Annotated in this window: 25 protein-coding genes; 9 read left to right on the forward strand and 16 right to left on the reverse strand. The window is 27.8% G+C overall.

Annotation, left to right across the window (positions count from 1 at the left end; translation table 11 throughout):
- Nucleotides 1-4: 4 nt before the first annotated feature.
- From I2A75_RS08955 to hflX, 3 genes are all read right to left on the reverse strand, one after another.
- Complete coding sequence (locus tag I2A75_RS08955) at nucleotides 5-904, reverse strand: nucleotidyltransferase domain-containing protein (protein ID WP_195264134.1); 900 nt, start codon at nucleotides 902-904, stop codon at nucleotides 5-7.
- 69 nt (nucleotides 905-973) lie between these two features.
- On the reverse strand, nucleotides 974-1,588 hold the full coding sequence (locus tag I2A75_RS08960) for a hypothetical protein (RefSeq protein WP_195264135.1): 615 nt from the start codon (nucleotides 1,586-1,588) through the stop codon (nucleotides 974-976).
- A 37-nt stretch (nucleotides 1,589-1,625) separates the two neighbouring features.
- On the reverse strand, nucleotides 1,626-3,422 hold the full coding sequence (gene hflX, locus I2A75_RS08965; protein WP_195264136.1) for a GTPase HflX: 1,797 nt from the start codon (nucleotides 3,420-3,422) through the stop codon (nucleotides 1,626-1,628).
- Nucleotides 3,423-3,719: 297 nt separating this feature from the next.
- Here hflX and hpt point away from each other — a divergent pair, with 297 nt between their 5' ends.
- A complete protein-coding gene (gene hpt, locus I2A75_RS08970; RefSeq protein ID WP_195264137.1) occupies nucleotides 3,720-4,247 on the forward strand; it encodes a hypoxanthine phosphoribosyltransferase in 528 nt (175 codons plus the stop codon).
- Nucleotides 4,248-4,535: 288 nt separating this feature from the next.
- Here the strand turns inward: hpt and yunB are convergent, their stop codons facing one another.
- Nucleotides 4,536-5,192, reverse strand: a complete 657-nt coding sequence (yunB, locus tag I2A75_RS08975; protein WP_195264138.1) for a sporulation protein YunB — start codon at nucleotides 5,190-5,192, stop codon at nucleotides 4,536-4,538.
- A 106-nt stretch (nucleotides 5,193-5,298) separates the two neighbouring features.
- Here yunB and I2A75_RS08980 point away from each other — a divergent pair, with 106 nt between their 5' ends.
- Both I2A75_RS08980 and I2A75_RS08985 read left to right on the forward strand, forming a co-directional pair.
- Entirely contained in the window at nucleotides 5,299-7,971 is a 2,673-nt protein-coding gene (locus tag I2A75_RS08980) for a PBP1A family penicillin-binding protein (RefSeq protein WP_195264139.1), read from the forward strand.
- A 293-nt stretch (nucleotides 7,972-8,264) separates the two neighbouring features.
- Nucleotides 8,265-9,692: an alanine/glycine:cation symporter family protein gene (locus I2A75_RS08985; RefSeq protein WP_195264140.1), complete on the forward strand. Its 1,428-nt coding sequence runs from the start codon at nucleotides 8,265-8,267 to the stop codon at nucleotides 9,690-9,692.
- Between the two features lie 63 nt (nucleotides 9,693-9,755).
- Here the strand turns inward: I2A75_RS08985 and I2A75_RS08990 are convergent, their stop codons facing one another.
- Nucleotides 9,756-10,592, reverse strand: a complete 837-nt coding sequence (locus I2A75_RS08990) for a hypothetical protein (RefSeq protein ID WP_195264141.1) — start codon at nucleotides 10,590-10,592, stop codon at nucleotides 9,756-9,758.
- 258 nt (nucleotides 10,593-10,850) lie between these two features.
- Between I2A75_RS08990 and I2A75_RS08995 the strand changes: the two genes are divergently transcribed.
- Together I2A75_RS08995 and I2A75_RS17980 are read left to right on the forward strand one after the other, a co-directional pair.
- Entirely contained in the window at nucleotides 10,851-11,228 is a 378-nt protein-coding gene (locus tag I2A75_RS08995) for a YtxH domain-containing protein (protein ID WP_195264142.1), read from the forward strand.
- A 196-nt stretch (nucleotides 11,229-11,424) separates the two neighbouring features.
- Entirely contained in the window at nucleotides 11,425-11,598 is a 174-nt protein-coding gene (locus I2A75_RS17980) for a hypothetical protein (protein WP_243242120.1), read from the forward strand.
- Between the two features lie 75 nt (nucleotides 11,599-11,673).
- On the opposite strand, the gene I2A75_RS09005 is transcribed toward I2A75_RS17980, so the two are convergent.
- Genes I2A75_RS09005 through pyrB form a run of 6 tightly spaced genes read right to left on the reverse strand, consistent with a single transcriptional unit; the run spans nucleotide 11,674 to nucleotide 16,820 of the window.
- Nucleotides 11,674-12,573: a dihydroorotate dehydrogenase gene (locus I2A75_RS09005; RefSeq protein ID WP_195264144.1), complete on the reverse strand. Its 900-nt coding sequence runs from the start codon at nucleotides 12,571-12,573 to the stop codon at nucleotides 11,674-11,676.
- Between the two features lie 22 nt (nucleotides 12,574-12,595).
- A complete protein-coding gene (locus I2A75_RS09010) occupies nucleotides 12,596-13,339 on the reverse strand; it encodes a dihydroorotate dehydrogenase electron transfer subunit (RefSeq protein ID WP_195264145.1) in 744 nt (247 codons plus the stop codon).
- An 11-nt stretch (nucleotides 13,340-13,350) separates the two neighbouring features.
- Complete coding sequence (pyrF, locus tag I2A75_RS09015) at nucleotides 13,351-14,226, reverse strand: orotidine-5'-phosphate decarboxylase (RefSeq protein ID WP_195264146.1); 876 nt, start codon at nucleotides 14,224-14,226, stop codon at nucleotides 13,351-13,353.
- Nucleotides 14,227-14,236: 10 nt separating this feature from the next.
- Nucleotides 14,237-15,433, reverse strand: a complete 1,197-nt coding sequence (locus tag I2A75_RS09020) for a dihydroorotase (protein WP_195264147.1) — start codon at nucleotides 15,431-15,433, stop codon at nucleotides 14,237-14,239.
- Between the two features lie 28 nt (nucleotides 15,434-15,461).
- Nucleotides 15,462-15,893: an aspartate carbamoyltransferase regulatory subunit gene (locus I2A75_RS09025; RefSeq protein ID WP_195264148.1), complete on the reverse strand. Its 432-nt coding sequence runs from the start codon at nucleotides 15,891-15,893 to the stop codon at nucleotides 15,462-15,464.
- Complete coding sequence (pyrB, locus tag I2A75_RS09030; RefSeq protein WP_195264149.1) at nucleotides 15,894-16,820, reverse strand: aspartate carbamoyltransferase; 927 nt, start codon at nucleotides 16,818-16,820, stop codon at nucleotides 15,894-15,896.
- Nucleotides 16,821-17,400: 580 nt separating this feature from the next.
- Between pyrB and I2A75_RS09035 the strand changes: the two genes are divergently transcribed.
- Nucleotides 17,401-17,841 (forward strand): hypothetical protein, encoded by a 441-nt coding sequence (locus tag I2A75_RS09035; protein WP_195264150.1) that lies wholly within the window; start codon nucleotides 17,401-17,403, stop codon nucleotides 17,839-17,841.
- Nucleotides 17,842-18,156: 315 nt separating this feature from the next.
- Complete coding sequence (locus tag I2A75_RS09040; protein WP_195264151.1) at nucleotides 18,157-18,501, forward strand: YmaF family protein; 345 nt, start codon at nucleotides 18,157-18,159, stop codon at nucleotides 18,499-18,501.
- A gap of 331 nt (nucleotides 18,502-18,832) precedes the next feature.
- Here the strand turns inward: I2A75_RS09040 and I2A75_RS09045 are convergent, their stop codons facing one another.
- Nucleotides 18,833-19,036 (reverse strand): DUF6290 family protein, encoded by a 204-nt coding sequence (locus I2A75_RS09045; protein ID WP_195264152.1) that lies wholly within the window; start codon nucleotides 19,034-19,036, stop codon nucleotides 18,833-18,835.
- Between the two features lie 217 nt (nucleotides 19,037-19,253).
- Between I2A75_RS09045 and I2A75_RS09050 the strand changes: the two genes are divergently transcribed.
- Both I2A75_RS09050 and I2A75_RS09055 read left to right on the forward strand, forming a co-directional pair.
- Nucleotides 19,254-19,571: a hypothetical protein gene (locus I2A75_RS09050; RefSeq protein ID WP_195264153.1), complete on the forward strand. Its 318-nt coding sequence runs from the start codon at nucleotides 19,254-19,256 to the stop codon at nucleotides 19,569-19,571.
- Between the two features lie 99 nt (nucleotides 19,572-19,670).
- Nucleotides 19,671-19,994, forward strand: a complete 324-nt coding sequence (locus I2A75_RS09055) for a hypothetical protein (protein WP_195264154.1) — start codon at nucleotides 19,671-19,673, stop codon at nucleotides 19,992-19,994.
- A 136-nt stretch (nucleotides 19,995-20,130) separates the two neighbouring features.
- Here the strand turns inward: I2A75_RS09055 and I2A75_RS09060 are convergent, their stop codons facing one another.
- From I2A75_RS09060 to I2A75_RS09075, 4 genes are all read right to left on the reverse strand, one after another.
- Nucleotides 20,131-20,910, reverse strand: coding sequence for a serine hydrolase (locus I2A75_RS09060; protein ID WP_195264155.1), 780 nt, complete (start codon nucleotides 20,908-20,910; stop codon nucleotides 20,131-20,133).
- 171 nt (nucleotides 20,911-21,081) lie between these two features.
- Nucleotides 21,082-22,182: a 6-phosphofructokinase gene (locus I2A75_RS09065; protein ID WP_195264156.1), complete on the reverse strand. Its 1,101-nt coding sequence runs from the start codon at nucleotides 22,180-22,182 to the stop codon at nucleotides 21,082-21,084.
- A gap of 471 nt (nucleotides 22,183-22,653) precedes the next feature.
- Entirely contained in the window at nucleotides 22,654-23,544 is an 891-nt protein-coding gene (locus tag I2A75_RS09070) for an undecaprenyl-diphosphate phosphatase (RefSeq protein WP_195264157.1), read from the reverse strand.
- 139 nt (nucleotides 23,545-23,683) lie between these two features.
- The gene (locus I2A75_RS09075; RefSeq protein ID WP_195264158.1) at nucleotides 23,684-24,781 is read right to left on the reverse strand and encodes a hypothetical protein; all 1,098 of its coding nucleotides are present in this window, start codon (nucleotides 24,779-24,781) and stop codon (nucleotides 23,684-23,686) included.
- Nucleotides 24,782-24,851 lie beyond the last annotated feature (70 nt).

Below are 24,851 nucleotides of genomic sequence, written 5' to 3' on the forward strand. Positions count from 1 at the left end.
CAACTTATTTTTTATAACTATATACATTTTCAACAGCAAGTAAACTTCCCTTAGAATCTCTAAACGCTCTTTCATTTCTTATCAAAATATTATTCTTATATAACAATTTTAATATCTCTTCAAATTTAATATTGAAATTTTTGAAATACAAACTCTCTTTAATTTCAAAGGCACTTAGTGGTTTCTCTTCTTCTTTTATATGCTCTAATAAATCTTTTGCACATATTTCAATATTATATTCTAAGTAATCTTCAATATAATTTAAAACATTTTTAATATTTTCATCATTAATATCAGAATAGAAAAGTTCTCTAACCATTACATTAAGCTCATCATTCAAGTTACATGCCATAGTTAATGAATCTTTACTTACAGTGTAACCATTAATACTTAAATAAAGATTAGAAAAACTACTTAACGCTCTAATTAAAAGTTCAGAAGCAGTATATCTACTTCCTGTACTTAGATACTTTTTACATATTCCTATTTCTTTCAGTGTATTTCCTAAATAAACTAGATTCCATCTTCCTTTGTCTAAATCCATTATATATATAAGTCTTTGATAAAGCTCTGTTATTTCCTGATCAATTGAATATATCAGCTTAGAAGATATAAGACAATTCTTTATTACATCCCTTTTACCTGCCTCAAGAAAATTCTTCTTAAAAGCTTCCTTACCTAGAAGTTTTATATGTATGGGTATATCCATAACTTCTGAATATAAATCTCGTACATTTTCAAATTCATCTTTATATATTACAAATAAATCTATATTTGATTCTTCCCATAAGTCACCAGTAACCATACTTCCAAATACAAAAATTGCTATTACATCAGTATTTTCCATAAGAATTTCTGTAATTTCCTTATAGGCTTTTTGGTAATCTATAATTGATTTTGCCATTAATACTCCCCCTTATATTTTTACTATTGTATTACTACAATTTATTATATAAAAAAACTGCAATAAAGTCTAATCTTCACCGCAGTCATCATCTTTTTCATTATCATCATTGAATTTTTTATCATCTTCATCCAAACAGTCAAAACATGATTTATAATCACTCGGTAAATCTCCGCATCTTTCAATATCATTTTCAACAGCACGCCTATATATGGCATTTCTTTTCTTTAAAGTATCTAAAATACAATAGGCTTCTTTTACTATCTCATAAGTTAAGTCAACAGGAAGTTTAATTTGTCTCTTTTTTGCATATGCATTAGATTGTAAATTTTGTGCTGCTATAGATATACCTTGTGCTGACAAAGAAAGAAAATATAATTCATCTAATAGCGGTTTAACCTTTCTATCATAAAAGTATTTTTCCTCTTCACCACCTATAATTATTGAACCTATATTAGTTTGCATACTATTTAATGCAGCAGATAAAGTTGTTACTTTAGCTACTGCATCATCCACAGGGTTAGAAGATGAATGATTTAATGCATCTGATGTATCATTTAATCCTGATGTATTATTGTTCGAATTCGTATTGTTATCTATTATTGCTGCTTGATCATCTTCAAGGGTTACATTTTCTTCGTCATTTGATGAATCTATCGCTACTTCATATATAACATTTTGCACTCAATCATCTCCATAACTTGTTTGTTACAGTATATTCTTAAGTAAGTATGTTTATTATAAAATCACTTGATTTGTTATAAGCTTCATCATCTACTTCAACAATCATAAAGGTTCCGTTATCTCTATAATCTTCTTCTAAAACTCTTCCATTTCTATGAAGATATGAATTCATATCACTTCTATCATAAGGAATTAAATATTCACATTTTTTCATTTTATATGGTAATTTTTCTTCTATTAAATCAAGAAGATTATCTAAGTTAATTCCTTCTTTTGCTGATATTTCAATTATTTTGTATTCTGAGCATGCTTTCTTTAATTCTTCTATTTGTTCATCTGTAGCTTTATCTATTTTATTTAACACTAATATAGTTTCTTTATCTTTTGCTCCAAGTTCTTCTAAAACTTCTTCTACAGCTTTTATTTGATCAAGTGCAGAATCTGAAGAAGTATCTACAACATGACATAAAAGATCCGAATATATTACTTCTTCTAGAGTTGATTTAAATGCTTCAACTAAATCATGAGGTAATTTCCTTACAAATCCTACTGTATCTGTTATTGTAACTACTCCTTTATTTTTTAATATTATTGATCTTGTAGTTATATCCAAGGTTGCAAATAACATATCTGCTTCAAAAACTTTTTCTTTTCCTTGAATCTCTTTTTGAGCTGCAACATCACAAAGCTTATTTCTTAGAGTTGATTTACCTGCATTTGTATATCCTACTAAGGATACTTTAGGAATGCTTTCTTTTATTCTTTTTTCTCTTTGAACTTCTCTTGTTTTCTTTATTTTTTTAAGTTCATCATTTAAATCATATATAGTTTCCTTTATATGTCTTCTATCAGTTTCAAGTTTCTTTTCTCCTGGTCCTCTAGTTCCTATTCCTCCACCAGTTCTTGAAAGCACTGTTCCTAACCCTTGAAGTCTACCCATTCTATATTTTAACTGAGCTAATTCAACTTGAATTTTTGATTCTTTACTTCTTGCTCTTCTTGCAAATATTTCTAAGATTAAAGTTGTTCTATCTATTACTTTAGCTCCTATAGCAGCTTCCAAATTTCTAACTTGTGAACCTGATAGTTCATCATCAAAAATTATAAGGTTTGCATGCTTACTTTGTCTTAAACTTGCTATTTCCAAAACTTTTCCTTTTCCTATATAAAAAGCTGGATCAATTTTACTTCTACTTTGATATACTGAATCTAGTACTGGTATATCACATGCCTTTGTAAGCTCCTTAAGCTCCTCTAAACTTTCTTTAGTATCGGAGCCAACTAAAATTGCCTTTTCACCTTCATCTTCAATTATATCTTTTTCCTTAATCATGCTTTCTACATGTTGAATTCTATCTAATATATGAATTGAAAGCACTTCTTCTATTGAAAGGTTTAATTTTTCTTCATAGTCTAATAAATCATCTGTAATTGTGATCATTCCTAAAGAGCAATCTGTTACCTTACCTTCATATACTCCTATTGCCATTATTGCATCAAGCTTTAATTTTAATAATGCTGATAAATCAAGAGCAGATAAATTAGAAAAACCATTAGGATGTGTATGTATAACTCTAACTCCTGATAATCTTTTTTCTCTTATATCTATCATTGATACTTCAACTGAAGTTGAATCTCCAATAGCAACAGAGACAACCTTACCTCTTCTATCTACTGCAACACTTATTTCCCTCTCCAAAATAGAAGTTAACCTTGAGATTACCTCTATTATTTCTACACTACATACTTCATCTTTTAAAACCTTTACTTTATAAAGCCTTTCAAGCTCTTCTAAATAAGTTTTTTTAATACCATCTATATTTCCAAATATCATTAATACCACCTCACTTATATAATATTAACATAACAACTTTCATATAATTCTATACTATTAATTAAATCTTGTAAATATAGCCAAATCAATATACTATCTATGTTTATAGAATTAAAATATCCTCAAAAAGCCTTCAAAAATAAGTTGCAAGAATTTAAAATAATATGTAATATAAAAATAATAATATAATTAATATCATAAAAATTAACTAGATATAACTATTATAAGAATTTTATAATGAAATTTTTTATAAAATATTGAGGTTTATATTAAGAACATTTTAGGAGGATTAAACTAATGGATGACAAGAAAAGAAACATACTTTTTACAGAAGAACAAATTAAGACTAGAATAGCAGAGCTTGGTAAAGTATTAACTGAAGAATACAAGGATAAAAAGCTTTATGTGCTTCCACTTCTTAGAGGTAGCTTTGTCTTTGGGGCTGATCTATTTAGAGCTATTGACTGCAGAGCTAAAGTTGGTTTTATGACTACATCTAGTTATGGTCATGGAGAAGAAAGTACTGGTGAAGTTAAAGTTGTAAATGATATTCCTGATAATATAGAAGGATGGGATGTATTAATTGTAGATGATATAATAGATACTGGCTACACTATGGAATTTGTAATAGATTATGTAAAAAAACGTGGAGCTAATTCAGTAAAAACTTGCACTCTATTAGATAAACCTTCAAGAAGAAAGGTTAATTTGAAACCAGATTATTGTTGTTTTGAAATAGAAGATTTATTCGTAGTCGGTTATGGACTTGATTATGAAAGCTTCTATAGAAATGTACCTTATGTGTTTAACTGGGAATCAAAATAAAAATATAAATTTAAATTTTTAATATATCAATTATTAATATACATATAAAGAGTAATAATCTGTTTAATAACATTGCTTATTTTGACACTAAAAATAAAGGCCCCTAAAATTGGGGCTTTTATAATTTTTAAATTAAAATTAATTAACTCATATATTTATTTTTATAAGTAATTTTTTTATTCTTCTATTATATAGATTTTTTTAGCAGTGCTTTTATTATTTTCTTATGACTATTTTAGCTTATAGATTAGCTAACGTATCTTATCAGTAACAAATTCCTATTTACTCTCAAGGTTTATTTAGTTCAATTGCAGTATTAGGAATTTTTCCGACTATTATTGTTTCAGCAATTGGTATTTGGCATGCTACTTCAACATCCTTGCTATTTAATGGTACTACTATTTTCATCTTCATATCAACGTTCAAATATATTTTATGCCTAGTTTGATTTATTCCTGCACTTTCAAATACCGACTCATAACTACTAGTTATGTTTCCTATCTGAGTCATCTTTATATTCATCTTAGGTCCTAAATTATAAAAAACTAAATTTTTAGTCATATATCCTAAAGGAACCTCTAATCCCATCTCTTGTAATTTTCCAAATTTATCATTAGCTGCTAAAATCAATCTGGAAGATAGATAATTTAACTTTACCGTATCGGCTCTTAGCATAGTTATGTTTCCATCATTATCTTTTTCTGTAATTATCATATCAGAATAATCGAATTGATTTGAGTAAATATCTAATGCTGTTTCGTTTATAATCTCTGTCGCTTCTCTTTTTAACTGTTCTTCTCCTATAGTTAAAACAGCTGGTAAAATATTTTTATCAAAAAAATACAATATAGAATTAAATAAGACACAAATGGCGATAATAACCAATATAAGTTTAGGATGTTTAATTTGAAATCGCATTTTAGGTTTTTTTGTATAATACTTCATAGACACCTTCTTGAGTTATTATTTTACTCTTTATATAAATATGCTATAATATTCTATATTATTTATTTTATACTTTAAATAATTTTAAATTGCAAGGGAGGAACAAATGGCTAATAAAGATACTTCTAGAACAGAAAAAAGCCAAGCTAATGTTAAAAATAATAAAAACAATGGCAAAAATTCTAAAAAGAAAAAAAATCAACCTAAATATAAGAAAATTTTGAAAGGTACTTTTCTTGGAATATTAATAGCAGGGCTTCTTTGCTTTGTTGTCGGACTTGGTTATATATTTGCAATAATTAAAAGTACCCCACCTCTTGACGTAAATGCAGTCTTAACTTTAAATGAACCTTCAATGCTTTTTGATAGTGAAGGTCAATATATTGATAATATACCAACTGAAGAAGAAAGATATAAGATAACCTTAGATGAAATGTCTAAATACTTAAAAGATGCCTATATTTCAATTGAAGATGAACGTTTTTATAAGCATCCTGGTGTAGATATAAAAAGAACTTTAGGTTCAGCCCTAAGATCTGCAAAATACTTCTTTACAGGAAGCGGAAACGTACAAGGTGGATCTACTCTTACTCAACAATTAATAAAAAATACCTTATTAACAAACGATGTTAAAATTGAAAGGAAAATTAGAGAAATCTATCTTGCACTAAACCTAGAAAGTAAACTTACAAAAGATCAAATATTAGAAGCATACTTAAATACCATTCCTCTAGGTGGTAGAATTTATGGGGTTGAAGCTGCTTCAAAGTACTATTTTGAAAAAAGTGCTAAAGACTTAACTTTACCTGAAGCTGCATTTCTTGCTGGTTTAACTCAAGCACCAAGTGCTTATAGTCCTTATGACCCAGAGAATATAGCAGACCCTACAATATATTTAGATAGAACAAAAACTGTTCTTATGAAAATGAGAGATTTAGGTTATATAACTCAAGAAGAATATGATGAAGCTTATGCTTTTACAGATGCAAATCAATTTGCTTTTTCTCAAACAGTTATTAATTACAAAATTAATTATGAATGGTTTGTATATCCTGCTTTAGATCAAGTAAGAGAGGATTTAAAAGAAGTATATAAATATACAGACGAAGAAGTAGATAGATTATTTGCTACCGGTGGTCTAAAAATTTATACTACTATGGATAGAAAAATGCAAGATTCTACTCAAGCTGTCTTGAATGATAGAAATAGTATTCAGCAACTTGATATTTATGCTAATCCAGAAGTTACTGATGAAAATGGAACTCCATCACTTCAGGCAGCCGCTGTAATTATGGATTATAGAACTGGTCAAATTAAGGCCATGGTTGGTGGTAGAGGTGAACAGCCTGCTAGATCTACAAATAGAGCCTATTATGCTTTAAGATCTATTGGATCAACTACAAAACCTTTAACTGTTTACGGACCTGCAATTGATACTAAAACTATTACTGCTGGTACTGTTCTTGACGATGCTGGTCTTCCATCATCTATTCAAAGTAAATATGGTGGATACAATCCATCAAACTGGAATAGGGTTTCAGATGGATTAATTACAGCAAGACAATCAATTGCATTATCTAAAAATGTACCAACGGTTCTTATTGAAGACAAACTTGGTATCGAAACTGGATTAGCTTACGGTGAAAAATTAGGATTAGTTTATAGTGACCAATCAAAGGTTATATCTACTTTATCTTTAGGTGAATTTACAGGCGAAATTGGTAATCCCGATGGTGGTAATCCGTATATACTAGCTTCTGCTTTTGGAACTTTTGGTAATAATGGCTTATATACTGAACCATTATTATATACTAAAGTTGTTGATGCTACTGGTAAAGTTATTTTAGAAGCTAAACTTAATCAAACTCAAGTATTTTCTCCTCAAACTGCATATATAATGAGAGATTTACTTAAAGGTCCTTTAAGCTTTGATGGTGCTTTAGCTAAGCTTTCTAATATGCCTGTAATAGGTAAAACAGGTACAACTAGCCTTGTTACAGACTTTTTATTTGCTGGATTAACTCCATATTATTCAGGAGCAGTATGGATTGGTTATGATAATAGAAATCCAATGGGAGGAGCTAGTTATAGTTCTTCAGCAGCTTCATTATGGGGTGCTATTATGGCTCCAATTCATGCAGATTTAGAGTATAAAGAATTTGATGGAAATCCAGGTGGAGTTACTAGTGTATCTATTTGTAAAGACTCAGGAAAATTAGCTACAGATTTATGTTCTAGAGACCAAAGAGGCTCAAGAGTATACACCGAATTATTTATCTCTGGAACTGAGCCTACAGGAGTTTGTGATGTTCATGTAACAGCTAAAGTTAATAGAAACAATAACAAATTAGCAACAGAGAATACTCCATCAAATTTAATTGAAGATAGAGTATTTATAAAGAAACCTAATCCTTCTCCAAGTGCAGCTGATTATAAATATGTACTTCCAACAGAAAAGGATGATACAAAACATGTTCCAAAAGATGAAGAATTTAAATTATCTGATTTAGGAATTACTATAGGAAGCAATGCTGATAATGCTATAGAATTGCTAAAATCTAAGGGAGTAAATGTAAAGATTTCTAACAATAATGCAAAAACTAGGATAATTAAAAGTATATCATCAGATAAAGCTAAAAAAGGTGATACAATAACTATAGAATTAAACGACTCTGAAGAAGTTAATAATAATAATAATAATAATAATAATAATAATAATAATAATAATAATGGTGGTGAAAATGAAAATACTCAACCACCTAATCCTGATGTTGACTAATTAAACATATTACAAAGAGCTTAATATTTGGTAGTATATAAAAATAAAAGTAAGGTAAGTAATATTAGATATTACTTACCTTATTTTTATACTCTTAAATTTATCTACTTTTGATTATGCATAAGTTGTCAGAATCAAATTCATTATATTGAATTAATAAATGAAAAATAGCTTGCTTATCTCGATTTTATGAATTGCTAATACTTTTCTCTTGCATTTTTTTCATATTTAATATATTATAATTTTAGATAAAACTTGTATTAATTACGAATGAAAAGGGGGATATTTATTTTATGGAATTTTTAAATAATATTATTTTAACATTTAATGATTTTTTATGGACTTATATACTAATCGCTATGTTAATTTTAATTGGACTTTACTTTACTATTAAAACTAAATTTGTTCAATTTGGAAACCTTAAAGAAATGTTTAGACTTCTTGGTGATGGTGCTACTGCTGAGAAAAAGGACCATTCAGTTTCATCTTTCCAAGCTTTTTGTATAAGTACAGCTTCTAGAGTAGGTACTGGAAACCTTGCAGGTATAGCAACTGCAATTGCAATAGGTGGGCCTGGTTCAATATTCTGGATGTGGCTTATAGCACTTGTTGGAGCAGCATCAAGTTTTATAGAATCAACTTTAGCTCAAATATATAAGGTTAAAGATGGACACGCTTTTAGAGGTGGTCCAGCTTATTATATGGAAAAAGGACTAAAGAAAAAATGGATGGGTATTACTTTTGCCCTACTTATTACAATTGCATTTGGATTAGTCTTTAATTCAGTTCAAGCAAATACTATTACTCTTTCTCTAAATAATTCATTTGGATTTAATCGAACATTCATCGGGGCATTAATAACAATCCTTACTATTTTTATTATTTTTGGAGGAGTTAATAGAATTGCTAAAGTTTCAAGTACTTTAGTTCCAATCATGGCAATAGCATATATAGTTGTTGCACTTTTTATTGTTATTAAAAATATAAATGAAATTCCTTCAGTACTAAAGCTTATATTTGAAAATGCATTTGGTGTAAATCAAATTGTTGGTGGTGGAATTGGTGCTGCATTAATGCAGGGTATAAAAAGAGGTTTATTCTCTAATGAGGCTGGTATGGGTTCAGCTCCAAATGCAGCTGCTACAGCAACCGTATCACATCCAGTTAAACAAGGCTTTATACAAACTCTTGGAGTCTTTACTGATACAATAATAATATGCAGTTGTACTGCATTTATAATTTTATTATCAGATACTCCACTTGATGGTACTGTAAAAGGAATAGAACTTACCCAAGCAGCACTTAACTCTCAAGTTGGTTCTTGGGGTGGAATATTTATTTCAATTTGCATTTTATTATTTGCATTTAGCTCTATTGTTGGAAATTATTATTACGGCGAAGCCAATATTCAATTTATAACTAATAAAAAGATTTATTTACAAATTTATAGAATTGCAGTAGGCGCAATGGTATTCTTTGGATCTCTTGTTAGCATGGATATAGTTTGGAATTTAGCTGATGTTTTTATGGGTCTTATGGCTATAATAAATTTAGTAGCAATTGTATTACTAAGCAAAATTGCCTTTAAAGCATTAGATGATTATAAAAAACAAAAAAGAGCTGGAATAAAAGATCCTATATTTGACGCTTCATCAATTCCTGAACTTTCTGACGAAGCAATAGAATGGCAATCATATGATGAAAATGATATGGCAGTTTAATTAAAAAGAGATTTGAATAAATTTAATATTCAAATCTCTTTTTATTACATTTATTTATTTTTCTTAATTCATTGCCACAGCTTCTAAATTGAAATTTATTACTTCTCCTGAGTCAGCTCTTATACATATATTATATATTTCTTCTTTTTTATCATTATTAATTACTTTTACATTATAAATATATGATAATACCATTTCATCATCTTTTACGGATACAAAAGCAATCATAGGATTATCCAAAGCACTGACTTTAAAATTAAGATTTGTAAAATGTCCTTTTGCTATTTCTCCAGCCTTAACTTCATCAATATTTATTTCTTTAATATGATTTATATGATCTAATGGATAGTTTGAATACCCTTCTAACTTTCCTTCACTTTTATCAATTATTGCACTTATTTCCTGTTTATAGTAAGGATATCCATCTTTACACTTATAAAAAATTATATTATAGCATGGACTATTTTCCTCTTGTCTTGTCCTAACTTCTTTAAATTTAAACTCATCATCAGTAATTTCATTAACATACTTTGTTGCTAAATTAATAGCCTTTTTTTCATCTATAACTTCATTTATAGGCATACTTCCCAAATTTTTATTAGAAAATCCCAACACATTATAATTTTTATCTATATCTACTCCATAATTCCCTACTATAACAGAATATTGTATTTGAGAACTCTTATTAGCTAACTTATTTAATGTTGCTTCTTCAACTATTTTACTATCATCTTTATATTTTTCTATTATATTATTATCAGACAAATTCTCTATAAATTTTTTTGCTACACTAACTTCTTTTGTTCCTTTATTTAGTATATTGTTTACTATAAATACTATAAGAACTAATAATACTACAATAACCATACTGAAAGTTATAGTTCCTTTTTTTAGCCTCATTGTATCCTCCTTAACTTCTTGTATTAATTTTAATTCTATATCTATGTTTTCTTAATACAATAATTTTAATAAAATCCTAACTGCTATGTTTATTTATATTTTACATTATATAAGTTATAATATAAAGTATTTTTTTATTTAGTAAAATTTCATAACTTTTCATATTATCAACTTATTTTGAAGATTACTTGTATTTATATACCAATTATTCTATAATCCATATATAAAACTAATTTACTATAAATGGGGGATTTTAATATGAATTTGACAAAGTTAATAGAGCAAAAGAAAAAAGAAAAAGCTAAAAAAGAAAAAGCTAAAGTTACTAAAAATGTTGCTTTAGGTGCTACTATTGGTATTGCTGCTGGACTAGCTAGTGGATTATTATTTGCACCTAAATCAGGTAAAGATACTAGAAAGTCATTAAAGAAAACTGCTAAGGATTTAAGTAATACAATTAAGAATAAAACTATAGATATAACCGAAGATACTAAAAGCAACTTTGATGACGCTAAAAGTAAAATTTCAAAATATCTTGAATCTAAAAAAACTATAACTAGCGATTTTGAAAAAAAGTCCACTGAAGAAGTAACAACTGAAAATAATAATGAATTTAACGAAGATTTAAATATTTAGGTAAACAGCATACTTATTTTATTAATATTAAGTGAGGAAATATAATATGACTATTACTATTAATTTTAATACTCTTTTATTAACTATTATAGTTATCGTTTCTGTCATAGCTTTAATTTATTTAATTTTAGCCTTGAGAAAGCTCATTATACTTATTGATACTATAAACAATACACTTAAGGATAATAAAGCCAATTTGGATAATACTATAAAGAATTTAAACGGAATTTCTGAAAATGTTAAAGATATAAGCGATGTTGCTGTTGAAACTACAGCCGAAGCTATTATTATGAAGGATGGAATTGTTAATCAATTAGATACCATAAAAGACATTATAAATATAATAGTTGGAGTATTTTCAAAAAAATAATTTACATATGTAAAGGACAGTCAATATTTGATTTTAATCAATTTTTGAACTGTCCTATCTTTTATATTCTATTCTTTATTTTATACAACCTATTATATCATTTATATCTTTTATCCCTTGATCTATGCAGAACTTTTCCATTTCACTTATTATTTCTTTTCCAGCCATAGGGTTTATAAAGTTTATAGTTCCTATTTGAATTGCAGATGCTCCTGCCATCATAAATTCAATTGCATCTATTCCATTAGAAATACCACCTAATCCTATAACAGGGATGTCAACAACCTTAGATACCTCATGTACCATTCTTAATGCTATTGGTTTTACAGCTGGTCCTGAAAGCCCTGCATATATGTTGTTAAATATTGGCTTTCTTTTAAATGGATCTATTGCAAATCCTTTCAATGTGTTTATTAATGATATTGAATCTGCCCCAGCCTCTTCACAGCTTACTGCCATTTTAACTATATCTTCTGCATTAGGAGAAAGCTTAACCATAAGAGGTTTATCTGAAATATTCTTTATTTTAGAAACAACTTCATAGGCTACATTTGACTTTATTCCAAATGCCATTCCTCCTGATTTTACATTAGGACATGATATATTAAGTTCTATCATATCTATATCAGTATTTCTTAATTTCTCAATAGCCTCCTCATAATCTTCCATGCAACCTCCACCGACATTTGCAATAATATTAGTGCCAAGCTCTTTCATCTTTGGAAGTTCTTCTTTTATAAACCTATCTATTCCCGGATTTTGAAGTCCAACTGAATTCATCATTCCTGATGGAGTTTCATATACTCTTATTCCTTCGTTACCGTCTTTAGGACTTAAAGTTAATCCCTTTGATGATATTCCCCCTAAGATTCCAACATCATAGAAATTATTATATTCTGCTCCAAAACCAAAGGTTCCTGATGCTGCTATTACTGGATTCTTAAATTCTACTCCATTTATATTAACCTTCAACATTTATAAAATTCCTCCTTTGATTTTAAAGTTCAACATAATATCCATCAAATACTGGACCATCCTTACATGTTCTTTTATTGCCATCTTTAGTTTTACATGTACAGACAAGACAAGCTCCAACTCCACAAGCCATATGTTTTTCCATAGATACATATGCTTTTACATTTTTTTCTTTACACATATCTATAACTTTTTTCATCATTATTTCTGGTCCACAGCAAAATACAGTATCATAATCTTCTACATTAAGAATATCTGTTACAAATCCCTTATGTCCATGTTTACCAGAATTTGTACTTACGTATGCTTTATCTACATAACTTTTTATTTCATCTATTAAATAAATATCCTCTCTAAAGCCTGCATATAAATCTAGCTTAGATGAATTCTTATTTTCTTTAATTTTTTTTGCTACTTCTAACATTGGTGCAGTACCTATTCCCCCAGAAACTAAAGCAACTTTACCAAGTTTTTCATATACATTAAATCCATTTCCTAAGGGTCCAGTAAGGTTTATATACTCGCCTTTTTCTAAATTAGTATATTCTCTTGTACCATTTCCAACAACCGCATATAAGAAAGTTATAGTTCCTTCGTTTTTTTCGCATACACTTATAGGTCTAGGAAGTAAAGTTTGTCCATTTAATTTTAACATATAGAATTGTCCTGGCTTCACTTCATTATTATCTTCTACAACCATTTTGTATATTCCATCAACTATTTTTTCATTTGATATAACTTTTGATTTACTATAAGTTACCTTCATTAGTTTTCCTCCTATATACTTTCTACTGCTGCCTTTATTTCATCTCTCATTCTTATAGCTTCTTCTCTTGCAAGTAATGCAAAATCTTTTTCCATGCCCTCTTGCTTTTTATATGCTAAAAGTATAGCTCTTGAAGAGTTTACAACTCCTCCATTTCCATTATTTAAATATAAAGCCACATCTTCTGCTTTTCCGCCTTGTGCTCCATAACCAGGTATTAAGAAAAACATATTCTTAAATCTTTTTCTTATTTCAATCCCCTCTTCAACATGAGTACATCCTATAACTCCACCAATGCTTGAATAGCCACACTCTCCTACTACTTCTTTACCAAGCTCAGCAATTTTATCACCAACTACCTTATAAACATCCCTATAATCTGTAGTTTTCAACATTTCTATATCTTCTGCTCCTGGATTAGAAGTTCTAACTAACGAGAAAACTCCCTTATTTCCTTTTTCCATATATGGCATATAGGGTTCAATACTATCCATCCCCATATATGGACTAAGAGTTATAAAATCAGCTTCAAAATCGCCTTCAAAATGGGCCTTAGCATATTGCTTAGCTGTTGCAGCTATATCTCCTCTTTTTATATCAGCAATTATAATTGCATCTTTTTCTCTTAAATAATCTAAAGTTTCTTTATAAGCAATCATTCCTCTTAATCCTAACGCTTCATAATAAGCAATTTGAACCTTAAAGCAGGCTGCTACATCTATAGTTGCATCTATTATTTGTTTATTAAACTCAACTAATGCTTCTACTTCCGATCTTCCTTCAAAAAGATAGCTCGGGATATATTCAAGCGCAGTATCTAATCCAACGCAAACTACGCCTCTTTCCTCTACTCTATTAAATAATTTATCCATTATTAAGCTTTTCATCTTTATCCTCCTACTTCTTATAAAGAACTCTTCCTGCTTTTATTGTCATCTGGACTTCACCATAAAACTCCATACCTTCAAAAGGAGTATTTTTGCCCTTTGAATGAAATTCATTTGAGTTTACTTTTATCTTCTTATCTAAATCTAATAAGACTACATCTCCATCAACTCCAGGACTAATTCTCCCCTTATTCATACCTAGAATATCAGCACAGTTCTTTGACATAATTTCACTTAACTTATTTAAAGTTATAGTTCCTGACTTAACTAAGCTTGTATAACATATAGAAAATGCTGTCTCTAGTCCAACCATTCCAGGTGATCCTTTCTCTTTGTCTTCTTTTGTATGAGGAGCATGATCTGTTCCTATACAATCTACAATTCCATCTTTTATAGCATTTATAATTTCAAATACATCTTCTTTTTCTCTTATAGGAGGATTTACTCTATAATTATTTATATCTTTCGTTAAATATATATGATGAGGAGTAACCTCACAAGTTATATTGCTAAAGCGCTTCTTTGCTTCCCTAATATATTCTATAGCTTCTTTTGTACTAACATGACACATATGAAGCCTTGCCCCAGTTTCTTTTGCTAAACAAATATCTCTTAAAGTCATTATATTTTCAGCAATTCTCATATCTATATCTGAAAAGCTATTATCTTCTGCATGAGACATTACTATCCAGTCATGTTCTTTTGCCTTTAACATAGCTTTATACATTATTTCGGAATCCATAACTCCAACACCATCATCTGATATTGCTTTAAGTTTAGTATCACTTTTAAATTCATCTAAATGGCTTATATCTTTTCCATTAAACCCTTTTGTAACAGATACACATTGATGCAAATCTATTAAATCCAGCTCTTTTTCTCTATTTCTAACTTCTTCTAAAACTTCTTTACTAGAACATATCGGCTTAGTATTTGCCATCAAGCATACTCCAGTATATCCTCCCCTTAATGCTGCCTTAGAACCTGTTTCTATATCTTCTTTGTAAGTAAGTCCTGGCTCCCTAAAATGAGCATGGGTATCTATAAATGAAGGCATTAACGTAAGTCCTTTAGCATCTATAAAATTTACATCATCTCTTTTAATATCTAATCCTACTTCTTTTATTTTTCCATTTTCTATATAAAGATCTCCAATAAAATCCTGTGAATAATCTACTATTCTAGCATTTTTTATTAGTAAATTCATAATTTCACCTCATATCTCATATTTAAATCTATAAATCAGATAGCTTTGTTATATGATCACAATAATCGCACTTGTATGTTCCTTTATTTTCATCTATTAGATTAAATGTATGAGGAACATATTGCTCTACTTCTGTTATACATCTTGGATTACCGCAAATCAGAACATCTATAACCTTTTTAGGTAACTCTGGTTTTATTTTTCTAGCTATTTCGCCTTCTCTTACCTCGTTTATAGTAAGATTTGGTGAAAGTAATCCTAAAATTGTATAGTTTACTTCTGAAGAATTTTCTATTTTAATTATGTCTTTTTTACCAATTTTATCACTTTCAACATTCATTATTAAAGCGACTTGACTATTCACTTTATCAAGATTTAAATAATTAAATATTTTTATTCCCATTCCAACTTTTATATGATCTATTACTAATCCATTTTTTATACTTGTTATTTCTAACATCTAAGCCACCCCCAAGAGTTTTGCAATTAATGCCATTCTTACATACATTCCATATTCTGCTTGCTTAAAATAACAAGCTCTCTCATCTTTATCTACTTCTATAGATATTTCATTTACTCTTGGTAGTGGATGCATAACTATCATATCTTTTTGGGCTAACTTCATTTTTTCTATATCCAGGATATAGCTATCTTTAAGCCTAATATATTCCTCTTCATTGAAAAATCTTTCTTTTTGGATTCTTGTCATATATAAAATATCTAGTTCCTCTATTACATCTTCTAATTTTTCAACCTCTTTAAATTCTATATTGTTTTTTATCAATATTTCTTCTCTTATATAAATTGGTATAGATAATTCCTTTGGTGAAATTAAGATAAATTTAGTTCCTTCATATCGTGACATAGCTTTTATAAGTGAGTGAACTGTCCTTCCATTTTTTAGGTCCCCACAAATTCCCATCGTATGATTTGTTAAGCCATCCTTTAAAGACTCTATAGTTAAAAGATCAGTTAATGTTTGAGTTGGATGCTGATGTCCCCCATCTCCCGCATTTATTACAGGAACTTCTGAGTACATACTTGCAAGTTTTGCAGACCCCTCCATTGGATGCCTCATGGCAATTATGTCAGAATATATAGATACCATAGTTATAGTATCTGCTAAAGTTTCTCCCTTTACAGTGGAACTTGAATTCGGTTCAGAAAATCCTAGAATTTTACCACCAAGTCTCATCATTGCAGCTTCAAAGCTAAATCTTGTTCTTGTACTTGGTTCATAAAATAAAGTTGCTAAAATTTTTCCATCACAGATATGAGAATATTCTCTCGGATTTGCCATTATTTGGTGTGCTAATTTAAAAATTTCTTGTAATTCCTGCCTTGAAAAATCCATTGGATCAATCAAATGCTTATTTTTGATATCCATTTACATCACTCCTTGTTAACATCTCTGTGTTAAATTTAAAGGTATATAAGTTGTAATAAATATTCTATACTTAACTAAATTATTTTAAAGCTTATAGTATTCAAGTAAAATAATAATTTCAGCAACTTATATAAAAATTATATACAATATATTTTCAATTTTACTCTTTTACTTAAATAAGCTTATTAAATTTTAATTTTATAAGATAGTAATTATATAGATTATTAATTAAAACATATATATTATAATTTACATAAAAAAACCTTCCTTATTTCAAGGAAGGTATAATAAGCCCTTAATAAAAGTCTTTTACTATTACAATCTCTTCCTTGTTAATCTCTCTGGATTAATTTAAAGGTCATCTTTTCCAATAGAATAACATTTATATATTCCATTGTCAATAAAGTATCTTCAAAAATACTATTTAATATATTATCTTTCATTAATAATTTCTTATCTCTAAAAGTTTAACGACTTAAATTAAAATGCGTAACATTATTGCACTTTATTACATATTATACACTATGTAATAAACACAATTTATTTATGTTTAAAACTAATAATGAGGGGGGGAATTTATATGTCTAAATATTATTATAGCGATTACGATTATAATGAAATACTTGATGGTTCTTATAATAACTATCTTAAAGTATTATATCAACTTCAAAAACAACTTCAGCTTCAAGCTCAAATTCAGGCTCAACTTCAAGCTCAGCTTCAAAGGCAAGAACAAGATCAGAGACAGTTTCAAGCCCAACTTCAAGCTCAACTTCAAAGGCAAGAACAAGATCAAAGACAATTTCAAGCTCAAATTCAGGCTCAGCTTCAAGCTCAACTTCAAGCTCAAGAAACTTCTAATACCGATACTACAAGTAACGGTAATACAATAACTTTAAATGTTACTGTTAACGGAACTAATACTAGCACTGATATTGAGACTGAAACTGAGACCGAGACTGAGACTGAAACCGAAGATGAAAGAGAAATTGATGCTAATGTTAACGTAAATGTTCAATAGTCCTTTATCTAATAAAAGCTTATATCTATAGATTAAAAATTTATCTAATCATAGTCTCTTATTTTAATAATTTATATAAAAAATAATTAATTTTTCATTGGCGTTACTGGAATAATAATTCCTGTAACGCTTCTATATGAAAAGCCCTTTTACTATTCATATTATATTTCTTCACTTTAACTTCCTATAATCAGATTCTCTTAATTTCCAATATAGTAGTAACATAAAAATATATTTTATATACTCATTTTCAAGCACATTTCTTTTTGAATTACATATTATAAATTATATTATTTTGAGATAGGAGAATTTTATATGTATACAAATGATTATAGCGCTTTAAGGCGTTGTCGCAGACAAACTCACAATCATGAATTCTTAGGAAGTACTAGATTTGCAGAAGAAGGTGATGATAGACATAATCATCGTTTTGCAGGAGTCTCAAGCGAAACTATTCCATATAATGGATCTCATGTTCATAAAATAAAAACTAGCACAGACTTCTTCGGACACTTTCATGAAATCTGCATTGTAACAGGTCCAGCAATACCAGTAGGTAATGGTAAACATGTCCATTTAGCAAGAGCTACTACAACATTTGTTGATGGTCATGTTCATGAATTTATTTTCACAACATTAATTGATGCACCTACACTATAATTTATATTCTTGAACACTTTTAAAGTTAATCCCTCTTGTAATAAACAAACAGAAAATTATCTTTTAATCAAATTAAATGTTTGTTTCTATAGGGGGATTTTTATATAAATTTTATTATTACTAATCTATTCTTCTTTTCGAAGATTTAATTATCAAATTTATAGTAATACACTATATTTATTTTTTTTACATATAAACGTAACTTTTTTTATACATATACCATACTATAAAATATGAAGTTAAGTTGTTTTAAAATACAATATACTGGACTATAAAATTCTCCAAGGAATAACTATAATATTGGTTATTCCTTCTTACTTATATTTCAATTTTATCTTTTTATATAAATAAAATTATCTATCTCTTTCATAGCCACAGTTCTAAAAAATTCATTTACTGATATATTTTTTAAATCACAATATTTTTTTATTAATTGTTTTTCTTTACTGTTTATCTTAAGCTCAACCTTATCATCTAAAATAGAATTCTCTTTCTCCTTAAAAATAAATTTGACTAATTTTAATATACTCCCCATTATTATCCTCCATAGATATCTACTTAAAAGCATCTTAAAGCAAAAGATAATTTTTAATTTTTTTGATTCTGTAATTATTATAAACTATCTTATATTACATATTTATTATATTGGTAACAAGATTATTACAATTTTTTATCATCTTTATATATTTTGTATTTATTTTGTATATTTAATTTTTATAAAGCCAAAATAATTGCGAAAGGTGGTTATTTAAATGAAAAAATTTATAGCTATTATTTTTATTTCTTTATTTTTAAACTTTAATATTGTAAAAGCAAATCCTCAAATCTCTTCTAATATATTAAAGGAAGGTGTTTACAACGTAAATGATATTACTAACACAATAGGAAATGTTAAAAATGTTCAGAATATCTCAAAAGATGGTTCTATATACCTGATACTTTTAGATAAAAATGAAACAGTTTTGCAAACAATAAAAATGAAGCCCGAATCTCAAAAATATACTTTAAATGATTTTGAAAAAAATTACAAGCTAATATTAATTGGTGATGGCTCAGCTTTTTTATCTTAGCTTTTAAGTTCATTTATATAAATATTTACTATTTCACTAAATAACACTCGTATAATATATATTTATTTAATTAATTTTAATAGAAAGGTAGATGTTAAAATGAAAAAATTTATTAGCATACTATTACTTTGTTTATCATTATCATGCATACCTACTAACGCGATTATTCAATTTGCCGAATCTCAACTTAAAGAAGGGGTATATAGGGTAAATACTTTTACTACCCCATTAAATGAAATAAATTATATTGAAAATACATCAAAAACAGATGATGTTTATTTTGTAGTATTTAATGAAAATGATACCCTAATGCAATCAATAAAATTGCCTTCTAGTTCTTCTAAATATAAGATTTTACAGCTAGAACCTAGCTACAAAATAGTAATTATTGGAAAAGGCAGTATTCTTTTATCTAAAGAATAATTTTGAAAATTAAATATTGCTATTTTTTTTTATAAAGCATTCTTTATTTATAGGGTAGATTTGTTTAATAGTTTCTACTCTATATTTTTCTATAAAAATAACTCCTAGAAACCTAGGAGTTATCATATTTCTTTAATTAATGCCAATTATTCATAACATTATCCCACATCATTTTTCCGCATTTAGCCAATGTAACTGTTCCATAAACACTATTAGGTATTCCCATAGATAAAACCGTGAATGTAAAGTTTCCTTTTGATAATCTGATTAATTCAGTATCGTTTTCTACTCCGTTCTTATCTCCAGTCTTACTTGAAATTTCATATTTTAAATCATCTGGAATATATAAAGCTAGCTTATTTTTAATTTGTTGTCTTGTTAAAATATCAATTAACATTTGACTATTTTCTTCGTTTAAATAAGTTGAATTATATAAATGCCTCCATATTCTAGCAAGATCTAACGCACATGTTATATTTTCAATTTCATTTTTAACTTTTCTTTCATCTGTTGTTTTTCTATTTAGTATTGTATTTTTTAAACCCATTTCTTTTATATCTTTATTTATTTCTTCCATTCCAACAATATCAATTATTTTATTGGCTGCTGTATTATCACTTTGTATTAACATAGCAACTAATAATTCAAAAACTGTATATTCTCTTTCATTAAACTCATGAATTATACCTGTACCATAAACTTTATCTTTTCCATCTATCTTTATTTTATCTAAAAAATCAATTTTTTTATCTTCTACAGCTTTAATTAATGATACAGCTATAGGCAGCTTCATACAACCTGCTGCTACCATTTGAACGTTTTCATTATAACCATAAATGTATCCACTCTTTAAATCCTCAAAGAAAAATCCATACGTCCCAATTCTTGATTCTAAATATTTCTTTATCTCTTTCATAATACCCTCCAGCTTTCCTTACTGTATTCTCTGCCTAATAAGATTATATCATATTGTCAGAAAATTTTGAAGTATCAAATAAAATTTTATATAAGTTTTATTTAGTTTTTTTATGTATATTTAAACAGCTAAAATAGTGGTAGAGTAAAATCTCTACCACCTCTATTGTAATTAATCAGCAAATGAAATTCCTATTTGTTTTGCAACTTGAACTAATTCTCCATTTGGATCCACTAATTTTGATTTTTGTCCTATAACATTTTCTAGACTATCACTAGACATTTTTCCATCTTTAAGACAAACCATTTCTCCAAATTTACCTTCATTAATAAGTTCCACAGCTCCAACTCCATATCTTGTTGATAAGATTCTATCATATGTTGAAGTTATTCCACCTCTTTGTATATGTCCAAGTACTGTACATCTTATTTCTTTATCTGGTAACAGCTTTTCTAAGTCTTCAGCCAATTTATTTCCTATTCCGCCAAGTCTTATTGGATCTGGACTATCAGCAACTATCTTAGCCACTACTACTTCTCCATCTTTTGGCTTTGCTCCTTCTGCTACTACAACTATACTAAATCTTCTTCCTGCTGCTTCTCTTTCTTTTACTTTTTCAGCAATCTTATTTATATCATAAGGCATTTCAGGTAAAAGTATAACATCTGCAGAACCTGCAATACCAGATTCTAATGCTATCCAACCTGCTCCTCTCCCCATAACCTCACAAATCATTACTCTATGATGTGATTCAGCTGTTGTATGAAGTCTATCTAATGCTTCAGTAGCAACATCTATAGCTGTATTAAATCCAAATGTTACATCTGTTGATGCTAAATCATTATCAATTGTTTTTGGAACTCCTATTACTTTAACTCCTTTTCTCGCAAAATCTCTTGCAGATGTTAAAGTTCCATCTCCTCCTATTACAACTAATACATCTACTCCTTCTTTCTTTAAATTTTCCACTGCTACATCTGATACATCTTTTTTAACCATAACGCCATTTTCTTCTACTAAGTAATCAAATAAGTTGTCCTTATTTGAGCTATATAATATAGTTCCACCTCTATGAAGAATACCTGATACGCTATCTAAAGTTAGAGGTACAAAATCATTGTTGTATAATCCTCTGTATCCAAACTTATAGCCTATTACTTCCATTCCATAGTTTATTATAGCTGTTCTTGTTACGGCTCTTATAACTGCATTTAATCCCGGACAATCTCCACCACCTGTTAGTAATGCTATTTTTTTTATTTGTTGTGACATTTAAAATTCCCCCTACCCGATTCAGTTACTTTTAAATTGATTATACATTTAAAATTTTCTGTTAATTCTCTTTAAAAATATAACAGTTTTTCTTTAATTAATGCAATTGTTTTCAAACTATTATTGTTACTTTTCTTATTTAATGATAGCATAAAGATAATATACTGAAAAGGAAAATTATTTATATTTTCAATATTTTTTATATCTTTGTAATTTTCTCATAATTATTCTTTTGATTTATATAAATTTAACTAAATTCTATTAAAATTAGTATTAAATACTATATAAAAGGTAAAATCAATTCTATTCTATATTCAACAAATAAATTAAATATCAAAATAAATACTATAAAATCAAACTTAGCAAACAAAGTTCATGATTTTAAAGAAGAAATTGAAAATTTAAAGAGAAAATTAGAAATTGAATAAAAAAATAAGAGTACTTGTTTGTACTCTTATTTTTTTAATTATTTTACATAGTTAAAGTAACAATTCCAGCAAGTGATAATCCTAATAAAATTATACCTGCAATAACTCTATATATAGCAAATATTCTCATAGGCTTTTTCTTTAAATAACTTACAAACATATCCATAACTATTATTGATACAATAAAGGCTACAATAAATCCAATAATTAATGCAACTATATATGTAGAATTCATTATTGAATAATCAAAATTATATAAATCCATAGCCGATGAACCTATCATAGCTGGAACTGCTAAAAAGAATGAGAACTCTGCTGCTACTGGAGTTGCAAGTCCAGCAATCCATCCACCCATTATTGTTGAAGCACTTCTTGACATTCCTGGCCACATTGATAAAACTTGAAATAATCCAACCTTTAAAGATTGTATTGGAGTTAAATCAAAAACATCAACTGTTGGAATTTTTCCTCTTTTAGAAGTTTTATTTCTAAATCTATTTTCTATTACTAATAATAATATACCACCTACGATAAATCCAACAACTACTGCTGAAGGTTTAAATAAACTCTTTATATTATCATATAATGTTAAACCTACAATTAAAGCTGGGATTGATGCTATTATTATATTTATACCAAATTTAAAACCTGATTGTCCTTTTTTACCTAATGTAAAGATATAAGTAAAGAACTCAACTACCGCTCCCCAAAGTTTATTCCAATATAATACTACTACTGCTAAAATTGCTCCAAGTTGTATAACTACCTCAAACATGCTTGCAAATTCTTCTGCACCAATGCTACCTGATCTAAAGCCTATTAGACTTCCTACTAAAATCATATGACCTGTTGATGAAACTGGTACAAATTCTGTAAGACCTTCTACTATAGCTATAACAATAGCCTTAAGTATATAGATAAAATCTAAACCCATTCTTTTTCCTCCTTTTAAGACCTGTTCTAATTACAACAAATCTTATTATACCTTTATAATTCTTTACTGTCTATTGCTTATAATCCATTAATTCTTAAGATTATATTAAAGAACTTTAAAAATAAAGAAAACTTATATTTCATTTTTTATAATCTATTTCTATACTACTAACTACATTTTCACCATCTAATGAAAGTTCTATTAAGTTATCTCCCTTTGTTAATAATATATCTGAATATTTTTTAACTTTTCTAAACCCACTATCCTTTTCCTTTATATAATATTCATCCAATATTTTTCCATCCTTAAAAGCACCAATTACAAAACTATTGTTTTCATTTTTATCTTCAAGTGATGTTTGCTCTTGTTTTTTCATTAAAATTATATATGCTTTTTCATCACTTTTAACAGTTGTATCAATAGGATTTTTACTCATTAAATCTTTATTTTGAGTAAATATTGTAGGTGTAATATAACTTCCTTTAAATTTAAAGGTTATATCACTTGTATTTTTAACATAAGTTACATAGCTATTACTTTTTTTCATATCAGTAGTATTATCAATACTTATTGTGTAAGTATATAAAGATTTTTTTAGCATTGGTATATAATTTCTTCTATCACTGTTTCCTGTATAATTTAAATTTCTAACATCTTCATCTAAAAGTTCAACTGCACTGCAATAAAATCCTTCTTTATCAAAATATCCTCTATCAATAAAATCAATCATTATCCATTTATTATCTTCTTTGCTCCAAAACTCAACTACATAATATGAATTTTGCTTGCTTAATTTAGCATCAGTCCTTCTAAATTCACCAAGTCTTGCGGTGTAGCCTACACTTTCAAGAAAATCCCTATAAATTATCCCAAGATCTCTAGCTGAAGCTTTTTTAGCTCCATTCTTTTCTTTTAATATGTCATATCCATTTATTCCTTTAGTATTAGGCACATCATCAAATGTAATTATTTCATTTAAAATCTCTGATATTCTTATTGCCTTCTTAATTTTATCTTTTTCACCATCTAATTTTTCTTCTGTATTATACATATCTTTAAGTATCTTTATTTTTTCATCATCCTTTTCTTCATAGAAGAAAGTTATATTATTTTCGTTATATATGTTGTCCCATTTTTTCACAGTAACGTCATTTGAATATTTTGTCTTAAAAATAAATATTATAATTATTACTAATATAAAAATTATTGACATGATTATTTTTTTAAATTTTCTCAATCTGATCCCCCCATAAATATAATTATATATATAATATGATTATAATAATACCAGAAATTGTATTGTTTTT

It is taken from the genome of Clostridium sp. 1001275B_160808_H3, assembly GCF_015550425.1.
In the GTDB taxonomy this organism is placed as follows: Bacteria; Bacillota; Clostridia; order Clostridiales; family Clostridiaceae; genus Clostridium.

Coding starts and splice junctions, on each gene's coding strand:
- I2A75_RS08955 (WP_195264134.1), bottom strand. CDS start 904: ATGGCAAAATCAATTATAGATTACCAAAAAGCCTATAAGGAAATTACA.
- hflX (WP_195264136.1), bottom strand. CDS start 3,422: ATGATATTTGGAAATATAGATGGTATTAAAAAAACTTATTTAGAAGAG.
- hpt (WP_195264137.1), top strand. CDS start 3,720: ATGGATGACAAGAAAAGAAACATACTTTTTACAGAAGAACAAATTAAG.
- yunB (WP_195264138.1), bottom strand. CDS start 5,192: ATGAAGTATTATACAAAAAAACCTAAAATGCGATTTCAAATTAAACAT.
- I2A75_RS08980 (WP_195264139.1), top strand. CDS start 5,299: ATGGCTAATAAAGATACTTCTAGAACAGAAAAAAGCCAAGCTAATGTT.
- I2A75_RS08985 (WP_195264140.1), top strand. CDS start 8,265: ATGGAATTTTTAAATAATATTATTTTAACATTTAATGATTTTTTATGG.
- I2A75_RS08990 (WP_195264141.1), bottom strand. CDS start 10,592: ATGAGGCTAAAAAAAGGAACTATAACTTTCAGTATGGTTATTGTAGTA.
- I2A75_RS08995 (WP_195264142.1), top strand. CDS start 10,851: ATGAATTTGACAAAGTTAATAGAGCAAAAGAAAAAAGAAAAAGCTAAA.
- I2A75_RS09005 (WP_195264144.1), bottom strand. CDS start 12,573: ATGTTGAAGGTTAATATAAATGGAGTAGAATTTAAGAATCCAGTAATA.
- I2A75_RS09010 (WP_195264145.1), bottom strand. CDS start 13,339: ATGAAGGTAACTTATAGTAAATCAAAAGTTATATCAAATGAAAAAATA.
- pyrF (WP_195264146.1), bottom strand. CDS start 14,226: ATGAAAAGCTTAATAATGGATAAATTATTTAATAGAGTAGAGGAAAGA.
- I2A75_RS09020 (WP_195264147.1), bottom strand. CDS start 15,433: ATGAATTTACTAATAAAAAATGCTAGAATAGTAGATTATTCACAGGAT.
- I2A75_RS09025 (WP_195264148.1), bottom strand. CDS start 15,893: ATGTTAGAAATAACAAGTATAAAAAATGGATTAGTAATAGATCATATA.
- pyrB (WP_195264149.1), bottom strand. CDS start 16,820: ATGGATATCAAAAATAAGCATTTGATTGATCCAATGGATTTTTCAAGG.
- I2A75_RS09035 (WP_195264150.1), top strand. CDS start 17,401: ATGTCTAAATATTATTATAGCGATTACGATTATAATGAAATACTTGAT.
- I2A75_RS09040 (WP_195264151.1), top strand. CDS start 18,157: ATGTATACAAATGATTATAGCGCTTTAAGGCGTTGTCGCAGACAAACT.
- I2A75_RS09045 (WP_195264152.1), bottom strand. CDS start 19,036: ATGGGGAGTATATTAAAATTAGTCAAATTTATTTTTAAGGAGAAAGAG.
- I2A75_RS09050 (WP_195264153.1), top strand. CDS start 19,254: ATGAAAAAATTTATAGCTATTATTTTTATTTCTTTATTTTTAAACTTT.
- I2A75_RS09055 (WP_195264154.1), top strand. CDS start 19,671: ATGAAAAAATTTATTAGCATACTATTACTTTGTTTATCATTATCATGC.
- I2A75_RS09060 (WP_195264155.1), bottom strand. CDS start 20,910: ATGAAAGAGATAAAGAAATATTTAGAATCAAGAATTGGGACGTATGGA.
- I2A75_RS09065 (WP_195264156.1), bottom strand. CDS start 22,182: ATGTCACAACAAATAAAAAAAATAGCATTACTAACAGGTGGTGGAGAT.
- I2A75_RS09070 (WP_195264157.1), bottom strand. CDS start 23,544: ATGGGTTTAGATTTTATCTATATACTTAAGGCTATTGTTATAGCTATA.